Here is a 17,738-nt window from a genome sequence, read left to right on the forward strand (position 1 = left end):
CTGCCCGGTACGCACGGGATGCCGACCGCGTTTCCGCCGGCACGTGCTCGTGCCGGCGCCACCACGCCGCCCTGCGCTCTCCGGTCACTCCGGACACTTCGGTCACTCCGAGACTGCCGCCCGCGGGCACCCGGCCGCCTCACCCGGACGGGGTGAGGCGGCCGGGCCACACCGGAAGCGTCGTACGACGGAAGAACCGCGGCGCGCGGCCTTTGCCGGCCCCGGAGCCGACACCCGCCCAAGCCCCCGCCCAAGCCTTCGCCCCGCCCCCGCCCCCGCCCCCGTGCCGGCTCCGGTCGGCACGCCGACGAGGTCTGGAGCGTGCGCGTTCGGCCCCCGGAGACCGCCGGTGGTGGGGGGCTGGCCCTACCAGTGATCGACCAGCCAGCCGGATGGCCCGGGGAACGCCGTGTCGGCGATCGTGAGGGTGCCCGAGCAAGTCCCTTAGAGAAAAGGCAACATCGTGCGCATTGTCACGGCCACCGCCCTCGTCATGGCCCTCGCCGGCGGGGCCGCGCCGGCAGCCGTCGCCCAACAGCCGACCGCCGACGGAATCTGGCGCATGGACGGCTACGGCACGGTGCTGTCCATCCGGAACGGAACTCTCCAGGAGTACCAGACCACCTCCGTCAGCTGCCTCAAGGGCGACTCCGCGCGGCGGACCGGCCCCGGCACGTACACCACGCCCGACGGCACCGTCCTCACCGTGCGCACGCAAGGAGGCCGTGACCGCGGGTCCATACGGGCGGACGGCTCCGTCGGCGACCGGAACCTGCACCGGATCCAGAAACTGCCCGACGCCTGCACCCGTCCGGTCCCCGAGGATCCGCTCGCCGCCTTCGACGTCTTCTGGCAGTCCTTCGAGGAGAACTACCCCTTCTTCTCCGCCAAGGGCATCGACTGGCACGCCGTGCGCGACCAGTACCGGCCCAAAGTGCACGTGGAGACGACCAGGGACGAGCTCTTCGCCGTCTTCAGCGAGATGGTGAAGCCCTTGTACGACTCCCATGTCGCCGTTCAGGACGGTGCCCGCGTCTTCGCGCAAGGACGCCCCGGCACCGTGCCGCCCACCGCGGAGCTGGACGCCAAGGTCAAGAAGTTCATCGTGGAGCGCGACCTCGAGGACGCCCGGAACCTCCAGGAATTCGCCAACGGGCGGATCACCTACGCCGACCTGTCCGACGGGCAGGGCTACTTGCGGATATCCGGCTTCGGCGGATACGCGGGCGCCGGCGCCCCCTACGCCGCCCAGCTCGCCGAGCTCGACAGGGCGTTGGACACGGTCCTCAGCCAGGAGCGCATCCAGCGCCTAGAGGGTCTGATCATCGATCTGCGGATCAACGGCGGCGGCTCCGACGCCCTGGGAATTCGCATCGCCGAGCGCCTCACCGACATCCCCTACGTCGCCTACTCCAAGCGGGCCCGCAACGACCCCGCCGACCCCACCCGGCACACTCGCCCCCAGCCCGCGTACGTCGCACCCGCCCAAAGCCCCCGTTACACCGGTCCGATCGCCGTGCTGACCGGCGGCTCGACCGTCAGCGCGGGCGAGACCTTCACCCAGGCCCTCATGGACCGGCCCGGCCGGACGATCCGGATCGGGCAGCCCACACAGGGCGTCTTCTCGGACGTCATGTCGCGCAAGCTCCCCAACGGCATGTCGGCCTGGTTGCCGAACGAGGAGTTCCTGACCGGGTCCGGCAGGACCTTCGACGGCGCGGGCATCCCACCGCACCTCACTGAGCCGGTCTTCACGAAGGAGGAGTTCGACAAGAAGAGGGACTCGGCCCTCGACAGGGCTCTGCACGTCCTGCGGAACCACGGCGGCGCCACGAGCTGACACAAGAGCGGCGCGACCGGGGCCGGGCCCGGAGGCCGAGCCCCCTACCCGTAGTACTTCGGAGCTACGCCCCAGGTGCGCTCCCGGGAGGGACGCCGACCAGCGGACATGATCACTAATTTCGGCACCGGAAAGCCCAACACCCCCGGTACGAAAGGACCTTCCGCATGGCGTCCCGCCCGCGCCGCACCCTGCTCGCCGCGCTCGTCGCCGCCTCCGTGGCCCTGCCGCTGTCGGGCGCCGCGCGTCCCGCCGCGGTCCCGGCGCCCGCGCCCGCCCCCTCCGTCCTCGGGCCTCTGACGTCCGCCACCCCGGCGGCCCTCGAGGAGCGGTACGCCGCGGCCCGCGACGGCATCCGCGCCGCCGCCCGTACCGCCGCCGGACACGGCGACGCGCGACGGGCCGGCGCGCTGCGGTCCATGGCCGCACCGGACCGCCGCTTCCTCGTCTTCGACGGCCGGGACGGCGGCCGTACCGTCGAGGTATTCGGCGACCTGGCGCGCGCGGAGCGGATCGCCGTGCTCGTCCCGGGCTCGGACACCGGTCTGGACACCTACGGCCGCTTCCGCACCGGCGCCGAGGCGCTGCTGCGCGAGCTGGGCGGGGCGTCCGGCCGGGCCGCCGTCGTCGCCTGGATGGGCTACAAGACGCCCGGCACCGTCAGCACGGACGCCCTCACGACCGGCCGGGCCGAGGACGCCGCGCCGGGGCTGCGCGCCTTCGTCGACGGCTTGCGGGGCGCCAGACCCGCCGCCCGCATCACGCTCTTGTGCCACTCCTACGGCTCGGTCGTCTGCGCCCGCGCGGCACCGGGCCTGCCCGTCGCCGACATCGTGCTGTACGGCAGCCCCGGCACAGGCGCCGACCATGTGCGGCACCTGCGCACCCGGGCCCTCGTCTGGGCGGGCCGGGGCGCTGGCGACTGGATCGCCGGCGTGCCGCACGGGCGGCTGCCCCTGCCGTGCGTGACGGCCGGCTTCGGGACGGACCCGATGGACGCCAAATTCGGCGCGCGCCGCTTCGACGCGGGCGCCGGCGGCCACAGCGACTACCTCGCGCCGGGCTCCGTGCCCTTGAAGAACATCGCCCGCATCGTCGCCGGGAAGGGGACGAGCCTTGCGTGACCTCGTCCGGCGGATCGAATCCGCCACTCCCCCCGGGCGCGACCGGGCCGTCGACGCCCTGCGCGCCCTCGCCATCCTCGGCGTGGTGCTGGGCCACTGGCTCGTGACCGCCCTGGTCGCCGACAGCGGCACCGTGCGCACCGCGAGCCCGCTCCAGTACATGCCGCACCTCGCACCCGTCTCCTGGGCGTTCCAGACCCTCGCCGTCTTCTTCCTGGTGGGCGGGTACGCGGCCGCGCGCGGTCTGGACTCCACCCGCGCCCGTGGCGGGTCGTACGGCCGGTGGCTCGGCGCGCGCCTGGCGCGGCTGTCGCGGCCGGTCACCGCCGTCGTCGCGCTGTGGGCGGTCGTCGCCGTGCTCACGCTGGCCTCCGGCGTCGGCCTCGCGACCGTACTGGCCCTGGTCAAGCTGGTGTGGTCGCCGCTGTGGTTCCTGCTCGTCTTCGCTGCGCTGACCGCCGTGACCCCGCTGGTGCGGAGGCTCCATCCGCTGTGGCCGCTGGCGCTCGTGCTGTACGTCGACGTGTTCCGCTTCGGATTGGACGGCCCGGCCGTGCTCAGCTGGATCAACGTGGCCGCCGGGTGGCTCGTCCCGTACTGCCTGGGCGCCTCCTGGGCGCGTGCGCTGCCGGGCCGCCGGGCCGGCTGGGGTCTGCTGCTCGGCGGCTCGGCGGCCACCGCCGGGCTGGTCCTCGTCGCCGGCTACCCGGCCTCCATGGTCGGCGTGCCCGGCGCCGCGATCTCCAACCTCAACCCGCCCACACTCGCGGCGGTCACCTTCGGCCTCGCCCAGTGCGGCGCCGCTCTGCTGCTGATCGGACCGCTGCGCCGGGTCCTGCGGCGGCCGGCGGTGTGGGCCGCGGCCGCGCTGGTGAACCTCTGCGCGATGACGGTCTTCCTCTGGCACCAGACCGCCATGATCGCCGTCACCGCGCTGGGTCTGCTCGCGGGGCGGCCCCTGACCGGCCTGCACACTCCTCCGGACGGCGCCGGCTGGATCGTCGCCCGGCTCCTGTGGCTGCCGCTGTTCGCGGCGGCCCTGCTGATCTGCCGGTCGGCCTTCCGTACGTACGAACAACCCCGGCGTCCCTCCGGCGGCCGGGTCGTGGCCCAGGGGCGTCCGGCCCCGTCGGAGGCGGTGCGCGATGCCTAGGGTGGGAACAGTGAACAAGTGGGGGAACATGACGAAGCGACCGGTGACGGGCGTCCGGGCGCTGACCCGCACGCTGGTCCAGGACCTCTGGGCGGGCGGCGCCCGGCGGCCGTCCGACGGCAGGCCCACCCGCCCCATGGGCGACTGGCTCCCGGCCGTCGTCGTGCTGATGGTCGTGTGCGCGGCGCTCGCCCTCGTCATCAACGCCGAGGAGTACGCCGGCGGCTACGGCATGGGCATGGAACTGGGCCTGCTGCTCTCCCTGATCCAGGCCTCGGCATTCGTCGCCGTACTGTTCCGGCCGCTTCCGGCCTGGTGGGCCTCCACCTTCGCCATGGTCGCCGTCGCCTGGATCGCCCGCACGCACGAACTGCCCACGGCCGCCCCATGGAACGCGCCGGACGTACCGCTGCACCCGGAACCCTGGACCGCCACCGGGCTCACCCTGCACGCCGTGGTGCTGTGCGGAGTGGCGTTGCGCGTACGGCTGCGGGTCGCCGCCGAGGTGCTGACGATCAGCGTGGTCGTGGTCCTGGCGTGCGGTGTGTACGAATCCGGCCTCAGCCCGTACGCCCGCAAGGTCACGGTCGCGATCCTGCTCGTCGCCGTCGTCGTGGGTGCCTCGCTCCGCGGCCGCCAGGTGGCCCGCAGCGCGCTGGAGGCCCAGGAGGAACGCACCGCGGAGGAGCGGGCCCGGCGCACCCTGCTGGAGGAGCGCCAGCGCATCGCCCGCGAACTGCACGACGTCGTCGCCCACCACATGTCGGTCATCTCCATCCAGGCCCAAGTCGCCCCGCACCTCGTCGAGAACCCCTCCGACGAACTCACGGAGAACCTCGCGGGAATCCGGCGCAGCGCCGTCGACGCGCTCGTCGAACTCCGGCGCGTACTGGGCGTGCTGCGCTCCGAGGACCCGGACGGTGACACCCGGCACGCCCCGCAGCCCGGCCTCGACCGGCTCGACGAACTGCTCGCCGGCGTGCGCGCCGCCGGACTCATCGTCACCACCGGCACCACGGGCCGGCCCCGGCCCCTGCCGCCGGGAGTCGCCCTGTCGGCGTTCCGTATCGTTCAGGAGGCGCTCAGCAACGCGATGAGGCACGCGCCGGGCGCCCCGGTCCGGGTGGACACCGCCTACCTGCCGTCCGGGGTCTCCGTCCGGGTCACCAACGTCGCGCCCGAACGACCCGTCGCGCCCTCGCCCGGCGCGGGCCACGGCCTGCTCGGCATGCGTGAGCGCACGGCCATGCTGGGCGGCGACCTGGCCACCGGTCCGACCCCGGACGGCGGCTGGGAAGTGACCGCGATCCTGCCGACCGAGCCCGCGTCGGCCGAACCCCTGGGGGACCCCGCATGACGACGCCCACCATCCGCGTACTGATCGCCGACGACCAGGCGATGGTCCGCCAGGGGTTCACGGTGCTCCTGGGCGCCGAGCCGGACATCGAGGTCGTCGGCCAGGCCGTGGACGGGGCCGACGCGATCGCCAAGGTCGCGCAACTGGCCCCCGATGTCGTCCTGATGGACATCCGCATGCCGGGGATCGGCGGTATCGAAGCCACTCGCCGCCTCACCGAGGAGCCGGGGAGCCCCGTCAAGGTGCTGGTGCTGACCACCTTCGACCTCGACGAGTACGTCTACGACGCCCTGCGCGCAGGCGCGTCCGGCTTCCTCCTCAAGGACGCCTCGGCGGCCGAGCTCGCCCACGCGGTGCGTGTCGTCGCGGGGGGCGACGCCCTGCTGGCCCCGACCATCACCAAGCGCCTGATCGCGGAGTTCTCCCGCATGACCAAAGCCCCGCGCGGACCGCTCAAGGACCGCGTCGCCGGTCTCACCGAGCGCGAGACCGAGGTCCTCTCCCTGATCGCCCACGGCCTGTCGAACGCGGAGATGGCCGAGCGCCTGGTGGTGGCGGAACAGACCGTGAAGACCCATGTCAGCCGGATCCTGGTCAAACTCGGCCTGCGCGACCGCACTCAGGCCGCGGTCTTCGCCTACGAGACGGGAGTCGTCCGCCCGTCCGGATCCTGAAGGAGCCGCACCGCGGTGCTCCGGGGCCGGTCGCACGAGCCCTCTCCGGCGGGCAGTCGCCGAGCCGGCCCGGTGCACCCCCGGCGGCACGCAGCGGGACCCCGTCCGGCGAGGTGCCGGCCTCCGGCAGGTCGCCCTGGGTGTCGTAGGGGAAGGAGGTGACCTTGCCGTTGGTGCCCTTCACCGGGCACCACCGGCCTTCCGAGCCACCGCAGTTCTGCCCGTGTACGGGCTCCGGCCCCGTTCGGTGATGGTGGCGGTGCCGGTGGCGGTCCGGGCGTTGCCACGGGTGTCGCACCCATGGGCCAGCCACGCCACCGTCGATGTCCTGGCCTGCCGTCCCACTTCCGTGGCATGTCGGCTGCCCGCCGCACCCTCGGCACCATGTGATCGTTTGAAGCGATGTGACGATCAGTGCTTCCTCGGTGCGAGCCCGAGGCAGGGCCATGGTGGCTGCCGCGTTGACGTTGTTCCTCGCCGGTGCCTGCGCGGCGCGGCCGGGGCCGGCACTGCCTGCCTCGGAGAAGGGCCGCGGCGACATGATCGCGGCCGCTCAGCGGATCCTCGTGCACCGGTGCCTGCACGCCCGGGACGCCGCCGGGCCGCCCCCGCGGCAAGAGGTGCTGTTCGGAACCGGACCAACCGAACTGGCGATCACGCTCAACACCGGTTACACCGTCCGCGCCCACACCGACGGCTGCCTGGCCGCAGCGCACAGGTACCTCTACGGCGACCAAGAACGATGGTTCCGCGCAGAGGTCACCGTCAACAACCTGCGCCCCGAGGCGCAGGCCCGCCTCCGTGAGGATGCCGACTACCGGGCCGCGCTCGCTCGGCGGGCGGCCTGCGACGACCACGACACCTCATGTGTCCGGGCCGCCGGCCTCGAGCGGCTGCGGGCCCGACTGGAGCCGGCCCGGCTCGCGGAGGTCCGCGCCGCGCACCGCGGCGACATCACCACCCACGACCGCCTGCGCGACCGCGCGGTGCGGCGCGCGGCCGGCCTCCTGGCCGACCGCCCCACCACAAAGCCAGAAAGGCAACGAACCCTCATGACCATCACCAGGCTGCTCACCTCCGCCACTGCGGCCCTCCTCGTACTCACCGGCAGCCTCGCCGCAGCGACGCCGGCCGGCGCGGCCGACTGCCCCAGCGGCCATTTCTGCGCCTGGGAGCACGCCGACTACCAGGGCCAGCGGGCGAACTGGTCGGGCGACGACGGTTGGTGGGAGAGCAACATCGCCGCCGACGACTCCTCGTGGGCCAACCACGGCATCGAGGGCCCGGGCATCCCCGCCCACGTGCAGGTCTTCGACGAGGCCGGGCAGGGCGGCGCGATGACCCTGTGCCTCACCCCCGGCCAGGAGGTCAACTACAACGGCGCGGCCAACGACCGCGGCGACTCCCACCGGTGGGCCCACGGCTGCTGACATCCGGCGCGCCGACGTGTACCCGGGACGAGCCTTCCGCCCCGTGCGCTGTGCCCGCTCCCCCGTGCCTCTCGCGGGGGCGGGCACCGGCAGCGGCGTGGTAAGGGGTCCGGACCCGACCCGTCAGTCGTCGAAGCGGTGGCGGGAGGTCTCGATGTGACCCAGGTACCGGTGGGTCCAGTCGCACAGCCCGTCGATGGTCACCCGCAGGGCCTGGCCCGGTTCGGTGAGGGTGTACTCGACCCGCGGCGGCACCACCGGGTGCACCGTCCGCTCGATGAGGCCGTTGCGCTCCAGCATGCGCAGGTTCTGGGTGAGCATCTTGTGGCTGATGCCCTCGACCTCGTCCCGCAGCTCGCCGAAGCGCAGGGTGCTTTCCCCCAGGGCCTCGATGATCAGGAGGGCCCATTTGTTGGCGAGGTCCGAGAAGATCTCCCGTGCGAGCGAGTCGGCACGCCTCACGTCCGCTTCGTCGGGCGAGCCTGGGAGCTGCTTGGTCACCATAAGGTTCCCCAGTCACTGAAAAGTGCGTTCTTCCATGTCAGCGAACACTCTCTTACGGTTCCGAAGTAACCACAAGAGAGCGACCGCGTCGCGGCGTTCGCCGACAAGAAGGAAGCAACATGCCCATCACCCTGGTGAACCCCGTCGGACTGCCGAAGATCGATGCCTACCATCAGGTGTCGGTCGCGACCGGCTCGAAGCTGGTCTTCATCGCGGGCCAGGTCGCCTGGGATGCCGACGGTGTCACGGTCGGCGAGGGTGACCTCGCCACTCAGGCCGAACAGTGCTACCTCAACATCGGCACCGCGCTGGCCGAAGTCGGCGCCTCCCTCGACAACGTGGCGAAGCTGACCGTCTACGTCGCCGACTGGAGCCCGGACATGATGCCTTTGCTCATGGAAGGGATCACCCGGGCGGTCGCGAAACTCGGGGCCACCTCCGCACCGCCGGCCACCCTGCTGGGCGTCGCGGCGCTGGACGTACCCGAGCACCTCGTCGAGATGGAAGCCACCGCTGTCATCGACTGACGGCACATGGACGCACAACCCGTCCCGCCCCGCGACGGCCGGCCCGAGCGCGTCCGGGCACGCGCCGCGCGGGTCGGTCGCCGATGTGCGGGTCAGCCCAGGCAGTCGAAGACCTCGTCCCAGAAACCGCATCCGTCCACGTCGAGGTCGTGGGCGATCATGCGTGTCCGGAGGCGGGCGGCGGCGGCCTCGCGTGTCGCGTCGTCGGGCGACTCCAGGGCGGGCGACGCCTCGGCCATCAGCGCGAGAAGCACGGCCAGCGAAGGCAGGGACTCGGCGGCCGGTCCCTGCCACCCGTCGGCGTGGTCCCAGCCATTGGGGTCGTAGTGGGTGATGCCACCGTCGGCCGCTTCGAGCATCAGGTGCTGGTCGCCGTGGAGGGCGATGGTGAAGGAGAAGTTCTTCGGCGGGGAGTCGTCGTCGGGGTAGCGGTTCCCGTAGATCTCGTCGGAGTCGAACGGAATCCTGCTGTCCGCGTCCCGCAGATGGCTGGTGTCGATTCCCACGGCGTCGAGTCGGACGGCCGGGAAGCCGACGGTGCGCAAGAACTCCCTCGTGCCCGCATGCGTCAGTTCGGCGGGGAGGCCGGCCTCGTCGGGTCGCCAGAGCGAGCCTTCACCCAGGCGCGCCTCCAGCCATGCCGCGTCCGGCGTGTGCGGAGTGTCGTCGTTCTCCACCGCGTGTCCCCCATGATCAGTCGTCGTTCGATCCTGCCCCCAGTCAACCGCACGCCTCTGACAACGCCCTCCTCTGCCCCTCCTCGGCATACGGTGGCGGGCCGTGCCGGGTGAGGCCGGGCCGGACGACGGTTGCGGGCGCCGGTGGTGTACGAATTCCCTCGTGAACGAAGAGACCCCGGCCGCCGCGACCGTCCGCGTCTTCATAGCCCTGGCGCCGCCCGACGACGCGAAACAGGAACTGGAGCAGGCGTTGCGGCCCGCCTATGACGCCCATCCGCAGATGCGGTGGAACCGCATCGAGGACTGGCACATCACCCTGGCGTTCCTCGGCGAGCTGCCGAGGGAGGCGGTCGCGGGGTTGCGGCCTCCGCTCGCGGAACTCGCGGCTCGAAAGGCGCCGTTGCTGCTGTCCTTGCGGGGTGGCGGGCATTTCGACGAACGCGTGCTGTGGAGCGGGATCGGCGGGGACGTCGAAGGGCTGCACCTGCTCGCGGGAGAGGTGCGGGCGCTGGTCGCGGAGCACGGGGTCCCCTTCACGGACCGGCCGCTCAACCCCCATCTGACGCTCGCCCGCTCCCGCCGCGACGACGCTTCGAGCGCGGTCCGGGCCGCGGAGAGCCTGTCCGGGTTCACCGGCCGCACCTGGCCGGCCGAGCGTCTGCACCTGGTCGGCAGCAACTTCGGCCGCGGCCCGGGCCCGATCCGCTACCGCGACATCGAGTCCTGGGCGTTCGAGGGCGCGAGGCCCTCGTAGGGCGCGTCATGGGGTGTGATCGACGAGCGGTTTCCGTCCCTCGCCGATCCTCGCTCCGGTCCTCGTGCCGAGAGCAGCGTCTCTCGTGCGGGGATCCGTCGTGCCGTACGTGCCGATCGGCGGGCATGGCCGCCGCCCGGTGCGGCCGCGGCAGCGGTTCGGAGGGGCGCCGGCAGCCGTACCGACGGGTGCCGGTACGGCGGTGCCTCGCCGCGTCCGCCGCGCGGCGTGGGCCGTACGCCACCCGTACGGTGCCGGACGGCGCCGGGCTCAGGCGAGGGCGGCGACCAGCAGGGTGAATGCGGCGATGATGACGGCGACGCGGACGTAGTGGAAGCGGTCCCAGCGATTCATCTGCTGCTTCCAGTCGGCGGGCCGGTTCTCGGGGGTCCACGTCTTGCCCCGGTTGTTGATCGGGACCAGCAGCAGGATCGACATGATCACGCTGAGGATCAGCAGCGCGCCCGCGGTGACCACGAGGCCGGCGCCGGAGTGGTGCCGTCCGGCGATGGCCCAGGCCGCGACCAGGACGAGCGAGCCGATGTACCAGACCGGCATCACGGCGCCGAGCATCCGGCCCCCATGGGCGCGGCCGAGCTGACCGCTGTCCTCCGGCAGGGCGTTGAGGATCGGGTTGATGACGAAGGCGACCGAGAACTCCACCCCCACCATCACGCCGACGAGCACGGTGGTGAAGACCTCGAGTGCGTTGAGCATGATGACCCCTCAAAAATCTAGCGCCGCTAGGTGACAAGGCAACGCTAGTACTACTGCCGCTCGATTGTCTAGCACTGCTAGGATCTCCTCATGTCAGTACAGGAACGCAAGGAGCGGGAACGGGCGGACCGCGAGCGCCTCATCGTGGCGACGGCCCGCGAACTCGCCGAACAGCAGGGCTGGGACGCGGTCACCACCCGTCGGCTCGCCGAGCGCATCGAGTACAGCCAGCCCGTCCTCTACAGTCACTTCCGCGGCAAACGCGAGATCATCGGCGCCGTCGCCCTCCAAGGCGCCGCCGAGATGGCCGTGTCGCTGCGGGCGGCGGCATCCGCCGCGGACGGCCCGCGCGCCCGGGTCACCGCTCTCGCCCGGACCTATCTCGACTTCGCCGAACGCAACCCGGCGGTCTACGACGCCATGTTCCGGCTCGACGGCGGCCTGGCCTTCGCCGTGGAGGACACCCCCGAACCACTGAAGGACGCCTTCGCAGCCCTGCTGGAGAGCCTCGGGGAAGTCGCCGGGGACGGTGTCCACCCGGGCCTGTTCACCGAGACGTTCTGGGCGGCCCTGCACGGGCTGGCGACCCTGACCAGGGCGGGAAGGCTGCCGCCGGAGGACGCCGAGCGGAGGACGGAACTGCTCGTGGACCGACTGGCCGCGCTCTGACACCTTCGCCGCGGCGGGCAGGCGACCGGTGCCTCGGTCGCCCGCCCGCCTGCCCCCTGCCGGCCGGCCCGTCGGCCGCCGACCCGCTGCCCACCTGCGCCCTCTCCCCCGGTCACCGGCGCCCGTAGGGCACGGCCACGGAGCGCCGGCTTCCGCCGCGCCGGCGGCCCGGCCGACGTACGCCACGAAGGACGGAAGACCCACGGAGAAGGGCCTTCCGCCGCAACCTTCCCCTGCTGGGCGTTTTAGGACATGGGGTGACCTAAAAGCGCCCTTCACTGGGACGCGTAGCAACGAACGCGACGCACCAGGGTCGACGCCCCGGCAGAGCACGTGGAGGACGCACCATGAAGATCGCAATTCTCGGTACGGGGGCCGGCGCCCGCTGCCACGCCACCGCGCTGGCCGGACTCGGCCACGACGTCACCGTCGGGACGCGCGACCCCGGGGCGACCCTGGCCCGCACCGAACCCGACATGATGGGCACACCGCCGTTCGCCGGCTTCCTGGCCGACCATCCCGAGCTGACCCTGGCCACGTTCGCGGACGCGGCGGCGGCCGGCGAGGTGGTCGTCAACGGGATCGACGGCGCCAACGCGGTCGCCGCCCTGACCGCCCTGCCGGGCCCGGCACTGGCCGGGAAGACGCTCATCGACTACGCCGTCCCCTACGTCTACCAGCAGGAAGGCGACACCGAGCACCCCTGGCCCACCCCTTGGGGCGTGATGCCGCGTCTGGCCACGCTCGACACGGACAGCCTCGCCGAACAGATCCAGCGCGCGCTGCCCGCCACCAAGGTCGTCAAGGCCTTCGTCACCCAGGAGCAGCAGACCGTCGTCGCGCCGAACACCGTCGGTTCCGGCGATCACACCATGTTCGTGGCCGGGGACCATCCCGATGCCAAGGAGACCGCCACGGCGCTGCTGCGCCTCTACGGCTGGCGCGACATCCTCGACCTCGGCAGCCTGCACGCCGCGCGGGGCATGGAGATGTACGCCCACTTCCACATGGCCGTCAACCTCGCCCTCGGCGGCCGGCCCTTCGGGGTCAAGATCGTGCGCTGACGGCCCGCCGGGCCCGCGGGACGGGCCCCGTTCCGGGCGGCCGGCAGCGGGCCCGTACGATCGCCGGGACCGACCCAGCAAGGAGCCCCCGCCCGTGACCGCCGTCCTGCCGCCGCCCCGCACCGCGGGCGGTCTGTCCGTGGAACGCCTGACGCGCACCGAGGACGGCGAACGGCTCGGCGCCCTGTTGTGGCGGGCCGGCCCCGGCTGGCGGATGATCAGCAGCGCGGTGCTGGGCGGTGGGATCGGCGAGCGGTCCTGGGTGCTCAACGCCCAGGTCGTCCACGGCTACCGGCGCACCGACCCGGAGCGGCACCTCGCCGAACTGGCCCGTGAAGCGGGCGAGTCCGCGCCTGGAGTGGGGCTGATGACGGCCGCCGACGTCGCGCACCACGCCCACGCGCACGACGCGGGTGCGGAAGCGGTGGTGACGGCGGCGGTGGGGGTGCGCGGCTGGGCCGCCTCACCGGCCGAGGGGTCACCGCTGCCCGCCCCTCCGGGGACGGTGAACATCGTCGCCGCCCTGCCCGTGGCGCTCACCGACGCGGCGTTGGTGAACGCGGTGGGCACCGCCACGGAGGCCAAGGTGCAGGCGCTGCTGGACGCCGGGTACGACTGTTCCGGCACTCCCACCGACGCCGTGTGCGTCGCGGCCCGCGTGCCTGGCGATGGCCGGGAGGCGTACGCCTTCGCCGGACCGCGCTCCCTGTGGGGCGCGCGCCTCGCCCGAGCTGTCCACGCGGCCGTGCGCGACAGCGTCCGGGCCGCCGCCACCGGGCCGGCCGACGGGCGCCCCGCCGAGGGGCACCGGCACCGGTAGGGCCGGTTGTGAGCCGGCCCCGGCCGGGACCCTCGTCCCAGCGGCCCGGGGCGCGTTGGGCGAACAGTGTCCCGGCGGCGCGCCGCTGTGCCAGAGTGCTGGTGGGGTCCGCGGGGCCGTCGCTACCGACGTACGGATCATGGGGGCAGGGTGGGGGTACGCAGGCTGCTGTCGTTCTCGGACGCGTTGACGCTGCTCGGCGGTGATCCGCCCGCCGTCGCCGCGCTGGACCGGGCGCTCGGCGGGGCGCTGAACGTCGCGACGGGCGGGGTGGGCGACGGGCTCGTGCGGATCGCCGACGCCCGGGGCAGCGTGCTGGCGCTCGGGCGCGGCGCCGTGCGGGGCGTCGGCAGACGCCTGGGCCTGGCCGACGGCCGGGCCGAGCGCACCGAGCTGCTGCACGCCGCGCACACCGTGATCGTCGTCCTCGCCTGGTTCCAGGCCCTGGAGGAGCGGGACCCGCCCGTGCGGCTGGAGGACCTGGAGCTGACCCGGGGCGAACAGCTCGCCCTGGCGGGCGCCCCGGGGGCGGCGGAGCGGGGCGCCGCGTTCGCCCGGGCGCTGGCCGCCGTGGACGCCCCGAGTCCCGCGCCCCACCGCCCCTTCGAGGCGGTCACCGAGCAGTTGCGGGGCTGGTACGAGGGCCTGTCGGCCAGGTTCCTCGACTTCGCCGAGGGGCTCCGTGCCTGGAGCGCCCGGCCGCCGGCCGTCCGGGACGCGGCCCGGCACGTGATCCGCGCCGAGCTGCCGCGCGAGGCGGTCCGGCAGTACGAGTCCCTGTACGCCCGGCTCGCCCAGGAGGCCCCCGAGTTCGGGTTCTGGACGACGCAGCTGGAGCACCGCGCCACCCGGGACGAGGTGCGCCGCTCCCTCGGGGGCGTCACCGAGCTCCTCGCCGGCCTGGCGCGGACGGCGCGTCCCCCCGCCGACGTCGCCGCGGCGCTGGCCCGCGCGTCCGAGGCCGTGCTGACCCGGCCGGTGCTGGACGCGTCGTCGGGCCCGGAGGGCGTACGGGTGCCGGCGTTGCGGGAGATGTACCTGGACCCCGACTTCCGGGTGCGGGAGGTGACCGGTCCCGGCGGACCCGCGACCGAGGCGTGGTGGGCGGACGCCCCGGTGCGCCGGGACCTCACCTCCTACCTGGCCGGCGCGCTGACGTCGCCCGGGGCGGCCGTCGCGCCGCTCCTGGTGCTCGGGCAGCCGGGCGCGGGGAAGTCCGTGCTGACGCGGGTCCTCGCCGCGCGGCTGCCGTCCGCCGGGTTCCTGCCCGTCCGGGTGCCGCTGCGGGACGTGCGCGCGGAGGACGACCTGCAGGACCAGATCGAACAGGCGGTGCGTACCGCGACCGGGGAGCGGCCGTCCTGGCCGGAACTGGTCCGCTCCGCCGGGGGCACGGTTCCCGTCCTGCTCCTCGACGGGTTCGACGAGCTGCTGCAGACCACCGGGGTGCACCACAGCGACTTCCTGACCCGGGTGGCCCGGTTCCAGCGGCGCGAGGCGGACCAGGGCCGCCCCGTGCGGGCGCTGGTGACCAGCCGCACCGCCGTCGCCGACCGGGCCAGGTACCCGGACGGCCTGGTCTCGCTGCGCCTTGAGCCGTTCCGGCCGGAGCAGGTCCGCCGCTGGCTCGCCCTGTGGAACGAGGCGAACGCCGGCTGCTTCGCCGCCCGCGGGCTGCGGCCGCTGACCTGGGAGGCCGTCGAGCGGCACGGGGCGCTCGCCGCGCAGCCGCTGCTGCTGACGATGCTGGCGCTGTACGACGCCGCCGACAACGCCCTGCGCCGGGCGGGCGACGGCCCCTTCGACGAGGCGGAGCTGTACGAGGAGCTGCTGACGTCCTTCGCCCGCCGGGAGATCGACAAGGCCGGCCCCTCCCCCGCCGCCGTCCCGGACGAGGAGGCCGGGGCCCGCGCCGAACGGGAACTCCAGCGGCTCTCCCTGGTCGCGTTCGCGGTGCACAACCGCCGCCGCCAGTGGGTGTCGGCCGCCGAACTCGACGAGGACCTGACGGCGCTGCTGGGCCGGGCCGCCACCGAGGACTCCGGGTTCCGCACCCCGCTCGGCGCCGGCGAAGTGGCCCTCGGCCGCTTCTTCTTCGTCCAGCGCGCCCAGTCGGTGCGGGACGGCCGCGTACTGGCCACGTACGAGTTCCTGCACGCCACCTTCGGCGAGTACCTGGTGGTCCGGCTGGCGCTGCACGTGCTCACCAGTCTCCTGACGCACCGTCCGTCCCTGTCGGACGCCCGCGGCAGCGTCGACGACGACCTGGCGTACACCCTGCTCTCGTACGCGCCGCTGTCCTCACGGCAGATGCTGCGCTTCGCCGGGGCGATGGTGCGCCGCATCCCCGCGGCCGAGCGGGACCGGCTGGCGCGTCTGCTCATCGAGGTGCTGGAGCAGCACGGGCAGCGGACGCGGGAGACCCACCGCGCGTACCGGCCCACGCGCTTCCCCGCCTCCCCGCGGCTGCGCACGTCGGCCCGCCACGGCATCTACGGGGCCAACCTGGTCCTGGTGATCCTGCTGCTGCGGGAGCGGGTCACGGCGAGCGAGCTGTTCGCGTCCTGGAGCGACCACGCCAGTGCCTGGCACCGTCATGTGCTGTTGTGGCGCTCGTCGTTCGACGAGGAGCAGTGGACGGACTTCGCCCTGTCCCTCTCGGTGCGGCGCACCCGGAGCGAGCGGGGCAGGGAGCTGGAGCTCACCCTGCGCTCCGGCGCACCGGGGCCGCCGGAGCCGATGGACATGAACTGGCTGTACCGCTACCCGCCGGGCAACGACGGCCCGGGGTGGTCGCGTACGTACTGGGACGAGCTCCGGCACAAGGCGGACGTCTCCTGCGGCACGAACGACGGTGTCGTGCGGCACGCCATGGACCCCGTCTACACCTGGCTCGGCCCGGCCGTCACCACGTTCGTCACCACGCCGGGCGAGCGGGCCACCTCCCTGGCGCACGACGTGCTGGAGCTGCTGCTCGGTGCGGAGGACCTGCCGCCCGGCGAGCGGGACGCCGTACGGGCGCGGGTGATGCGCGGCCTGGACGGCATTGCGCCCGGGGTGCGGGACCGGGTGCTGCGCCTGCTCGCCGCTCAAGGGAGCCCGCCCGCGGGGACCGGCCCGGAGGGCGGGGGCTGAGGCCCGCCGTGGGGGCGCGCCCCCGGGTGGCCGGCGGGCCGGGGTCACCGCCGGTTCACGGGTTCACGGGGTCCGGGTCCACGGGGGTCCGGGCGAGCGCCTGCTCCAGGTCGGCCCACAGGTCGTCGACGTGCTCGACGCCGACGGACATCCGTACCGTCCCCTGCCCGATGCCCGCGGCGTCGAGGGCCGCCGCGTCGAGTTGGCGGTGCGACGTGGAGGCCGGGTGCATCACCAGGGTCTTCACGTCGCCGAGCGAGGCGGTCAGGGCGGCCAGGCGGACGGCCTCGACGAAGGCGCGGCCCGCCTCGCGCCCGCCCGCGAGGTCGAAGGAGACGACCCCGCCGCCGCCCCGCGGCAGCAGCCGGCGCGCGACGGCGTGGTCGGGGTGCCCGGCGAGCGCCGGGTGGCGTACGGCCGCGACCGCGGGATGCGCGGCGAGCCGGCCGGCCAGGTCCGCGGCGGTGGCGCTCTGCCGCTCGACCCGCAGCGGCATGGTCTGGAGCCCCCGCAGGGTCAGCCAGGCGGCGAACGGGTCGGTGACGGCGCCCTGTTCGACCGCGTAGTGGCGGATGCGGTCGTACAGTCCGGCGTCCGCGAAGACGGCGACCCCGCCGAGGACGTCCGCGTGTCCGGAGAGGTACTTGGTCGCCGAGTGGATCACCACGTCGGCGCCGTGCTCGATCGGCCGGCACAGCAGGGGTGAGGCGAAGGTGTTGTCCACGGCGCTGGGAACACCGGCCTCGGCGGCGACGGCGATCAGCGCGGGCAGGTCGCAGACCCGGGTGGTGGGGTTGGCGATGGTCTCCAGGTAGAGCAGGCGCGTCTCGGGCCGCAGCGCCCGCCGCACCTCCTCGGGGTCGGTTCCGGAGACGTACGTGACCCCGATGCCCCGGCGCGCGGCGAGGTCGGTGAGGAGCGCGTACGTGCCCCCGTAGAGGCACCGTTGCGCGATCACGTGGTCCCCGGCGGAGAGCAGGCCGAGTAGCAGGCCGTTGATGGCGCCCATCCCGGAGGCGTAGGAGAGGGCGGCGGCTCCGCCTTCGAGCCGGGCGACGGCGTCCTCGAGGGTGCGGACGGTGGGGTTGCCCAGCCGGCTGTAGACGAAGGTGCCGGGCGAGTCGAAGGCGTCGGCCATCGCGTCCGCGCTGTCGAAGGAGAAGACGTGCCCCTGGTGCAGGGGGACGCCGAGGGGTGTGCTGCCGGTGACCGGCACCCTGGGCGGGTGGACGGCGAGGGTCTCGGGCCGCAGTGCCGCGGTGTCGTCGCTCATGGATCCAGTCAACGGGC

The 17,738-nt window shown here is 73.6% G+C and carries 16 protein-coding genes; 12 read left to right on the top strand and 4 right to left on the bottom strand.

Annotated elements, in window-relative coordinates; translation table 11 throughout:
• Positions 1-463: 463 nt before the first annotated feature.
• From A4V12_RS31475 to A4V12_RS31500, 6 genes are all read left to right on the top strand, one after another.
• On the top strand, positions 464-1,840 hold the full coding sequence (locus A4V12_RS31475) for a S41 family peptidase (protein WP_064072867.1): 1,377 nt from the start codon (positions 464-466) through the stop codon (positions 1,838-1,840).
• Positions 1,841-2,007: 167 nt separating this feature from the next.
• On the top strand, positions 2,008-2,964 hold the full coding sequence (locus tag A4V12_RS31480; RefSeq protein WP_064072868.1) for an alpha/beta hydrolase: 957 nt from the start codon (positions 2,008-2,010) through the stop codon (positions 2,962-2,964).
• Complete coding sequence (locus tag A4V12_RS31485) at positions 2,957-4,117, top strand: acyltransferase family protein (RefSeq protein ID WP_064072869.1); 1,161 nt, start codon at positions 2,957-2,959, stop codon at positions 4,115-4,117. The genes A4V12_RS31480 and A4V12_RS31485 overlap by 8 nt, the downstream gene beginning before the upstream one ends.
• 28 nt (positions 4,118-4,145) lie before the next feature.
• Entirely contained in the window at positions 4,146-5,474 is a 1,329-nt protein-coding gene (locus A4V12_RS31490; protein ID WP_064072936.1) for a sensor histidine kinase, read from the top strand.
• The gene (locus A4V12_RS31495) at positions 5,471-6,148 is read left to right on the top strand and encodes a response regulator (protein WP_064072870.1); all 678 of its coding nucleotides are present in this window, start codon (positions 5,471-5,473) and stop codon (positions 6,146-6,148) included. Before A4V12_RS31490 ends, A4V12_RS31495 begins: the two co-directional genes overlap by 4 nt.
• A gap of 1,052 nt (positions 6,149-7,200) precedes the next feature.
• Complete coding sequence (locus tag A4V12_RS31500; RefSeq protein WP_064072937.1) at positions 7,201-7,578, top strand: peptidase inhibitor family I36 protein; 378 nt, start codon at positions 7,201-7,203, stop codon at positions 7,576-7,578.
• A 123-nt stretch (positions 7,579-7,701) separates the two neighbouring features.
• On the opposite strand, the gene A4V12_RS31505 is transcribed toward A4V12_RS31500, so the two are convergent.
• Positions 7,702-8,082: a winged helix-turn-helix transcriptional regulator gene (locus A4V12_RS31505; protein WP_064072871.1), complete on the bottom strand. Its 381-nt coding sequence runs from the start codon at positions 8,080-8,082 to the stop codon at positions 7,702-7,704.
• A gap of 119 nt (positions 8,083-8,201) precedes the next feature.
• Between A4V12_RS31505 and A4V12_RS31510 the strand changes: the two genes are divergently transcribed.
• Positions 8,202-8,609 carry a RidA family protein gene (locus A4V12_RS31510; RefSeq protein WP_064072872.1) on the top strand — a complete coding sequence of 136 codons (408 nt, stop codon included), beginning with the start codon at positions 8,202-8,204 and terminating at the stop codon, positions 8,607-8,609.
• Between the two features lie 92 nt (positions 8,610-8,701).
• Here the strand turns inward: A4V12_RS31510 and A4V12_RS31515 are convergent, their stop codons facing one another.
• Positions 8,702-9,286, bottom strand: a complete 585-nt coding sequence (locus A4V12_RS31515) for an SUKH-4 family immunity protein (RefSeq protein WP_064072873.1) — start codon at positions 9,284-9,286, stop codon at positions 8,702-8,704.
• A 163-nt stretch (positions 9,287-9,449) separates the two neighbouring features.
• Between A4V12_RS31515 and thpR the strand changes: the two genes are divergently transcribed.
• On the top strand, positions 9,450-10,043 hold the full coding sequence (gene thpR, locus A4V12_RS31520) for an RNA 2',3'-cyclic phosphodiesterase (protein WP_064072874.1): 594 nt from the start codon (positions 9,450-9,452) through the stop codon (positions 10,041-10,043).
• Between the two features lie 270 nt (positions 10,044-10,313).
• On the opposite strand, the gene A4V12_RS31525 is transcribed toward thpR, so the two are convergent.
• On the bottom strand, positions 10,314-10,760 hold the full coding sequence (locus A4V12_RS31525) for a DUF1772 domain-containing protein (RefSeq protein ID WP_064072875.1): 447 nt from the start codon (positions 10,758-10,760) through the stop codon (positions 10,314-10,316).
• 90 nt (positions 10,761-10,850) lie between these two features.
• Between A4V12_RS31525 and A4V12_RS31530 the strand changes: the two genes are divergently transcribed.
• The 4 genes from A4V12_RS31530 (at position 10,851) to A4V12_RS31545 (ending at position 16,448) form a co-directional block, all read left to right on the top strand.
• A complete protein-coding gene (locus A4V12_RS31530) occupies positions 10,851-11,429 on the top strand; it encodes a TetR/AcrR family transcriptional regulator (RefSeq protein WP_064072876.1) in 579 nt (192 codons plus the stop codon).
• A 347-nt stretch (positions 11,430-11,776) separates the two neighbouring features.
• Positions 11,777-12,493: an NADPH-dependent F420 reductase gene (locus A4V12_RS31535; protein ID WP_064072877.1), complete on the top strand. Its 717-nt coding sequence runs from the start codon at positions 11,777-11,779 to the stop codon at positions 12,491-12,493.
• Between the two features lie 94 nt (positions 12,494-12,587).
• Positions 12,588-13,313, top strand: coding sequence for an adenosylcobinamide amidohydrolase (locus A4V12_RS31540; protein WP_064072878.1), 726 nt, complete (start codon positions 12,588-12,590; stop codon positions 13,311-13,313).
• 150 nt (positions 13,314-13,463) lie between these two features.
• Entirely contained in the window at positions 13,464-16,448 is a 2,985-nt protein-coding gene (locus A4V12_RS31545; protein WP_064072879.1) for an NACHT domain-containing protein, read from the top strand.
• 55 nt (positions 16,449-16,503) lie between these two features.
• Here the strand turns inward: A4V12_RS31545 and A4V12_RS31550 are convergent, their stop codons facing one another.
• The gene (locus A4V12_RS31550; RefSeq protein WP_064072880.1) at positions 16,504-17,721 is read right to left on the bottom strand and encodes a trans-sulfuration enzyme family protein; all 1,218 of its coding nucleotides are present in this window, start codon (positions 17,719-17,721) and stop codon (positions 16,504-16,506) included.
• Positions 17,722-17,738: the final 17 nt, after the last annotated feature.

This window comes from Streptomyces noursei, assembly GCF_001646665.1.
Lineage (GTDB): Bacteria > Actinomycetota > Actinomycetes > Streptomycetales > Streptomycetaceae > Streptomyces > Streptomyces lavendulocolor.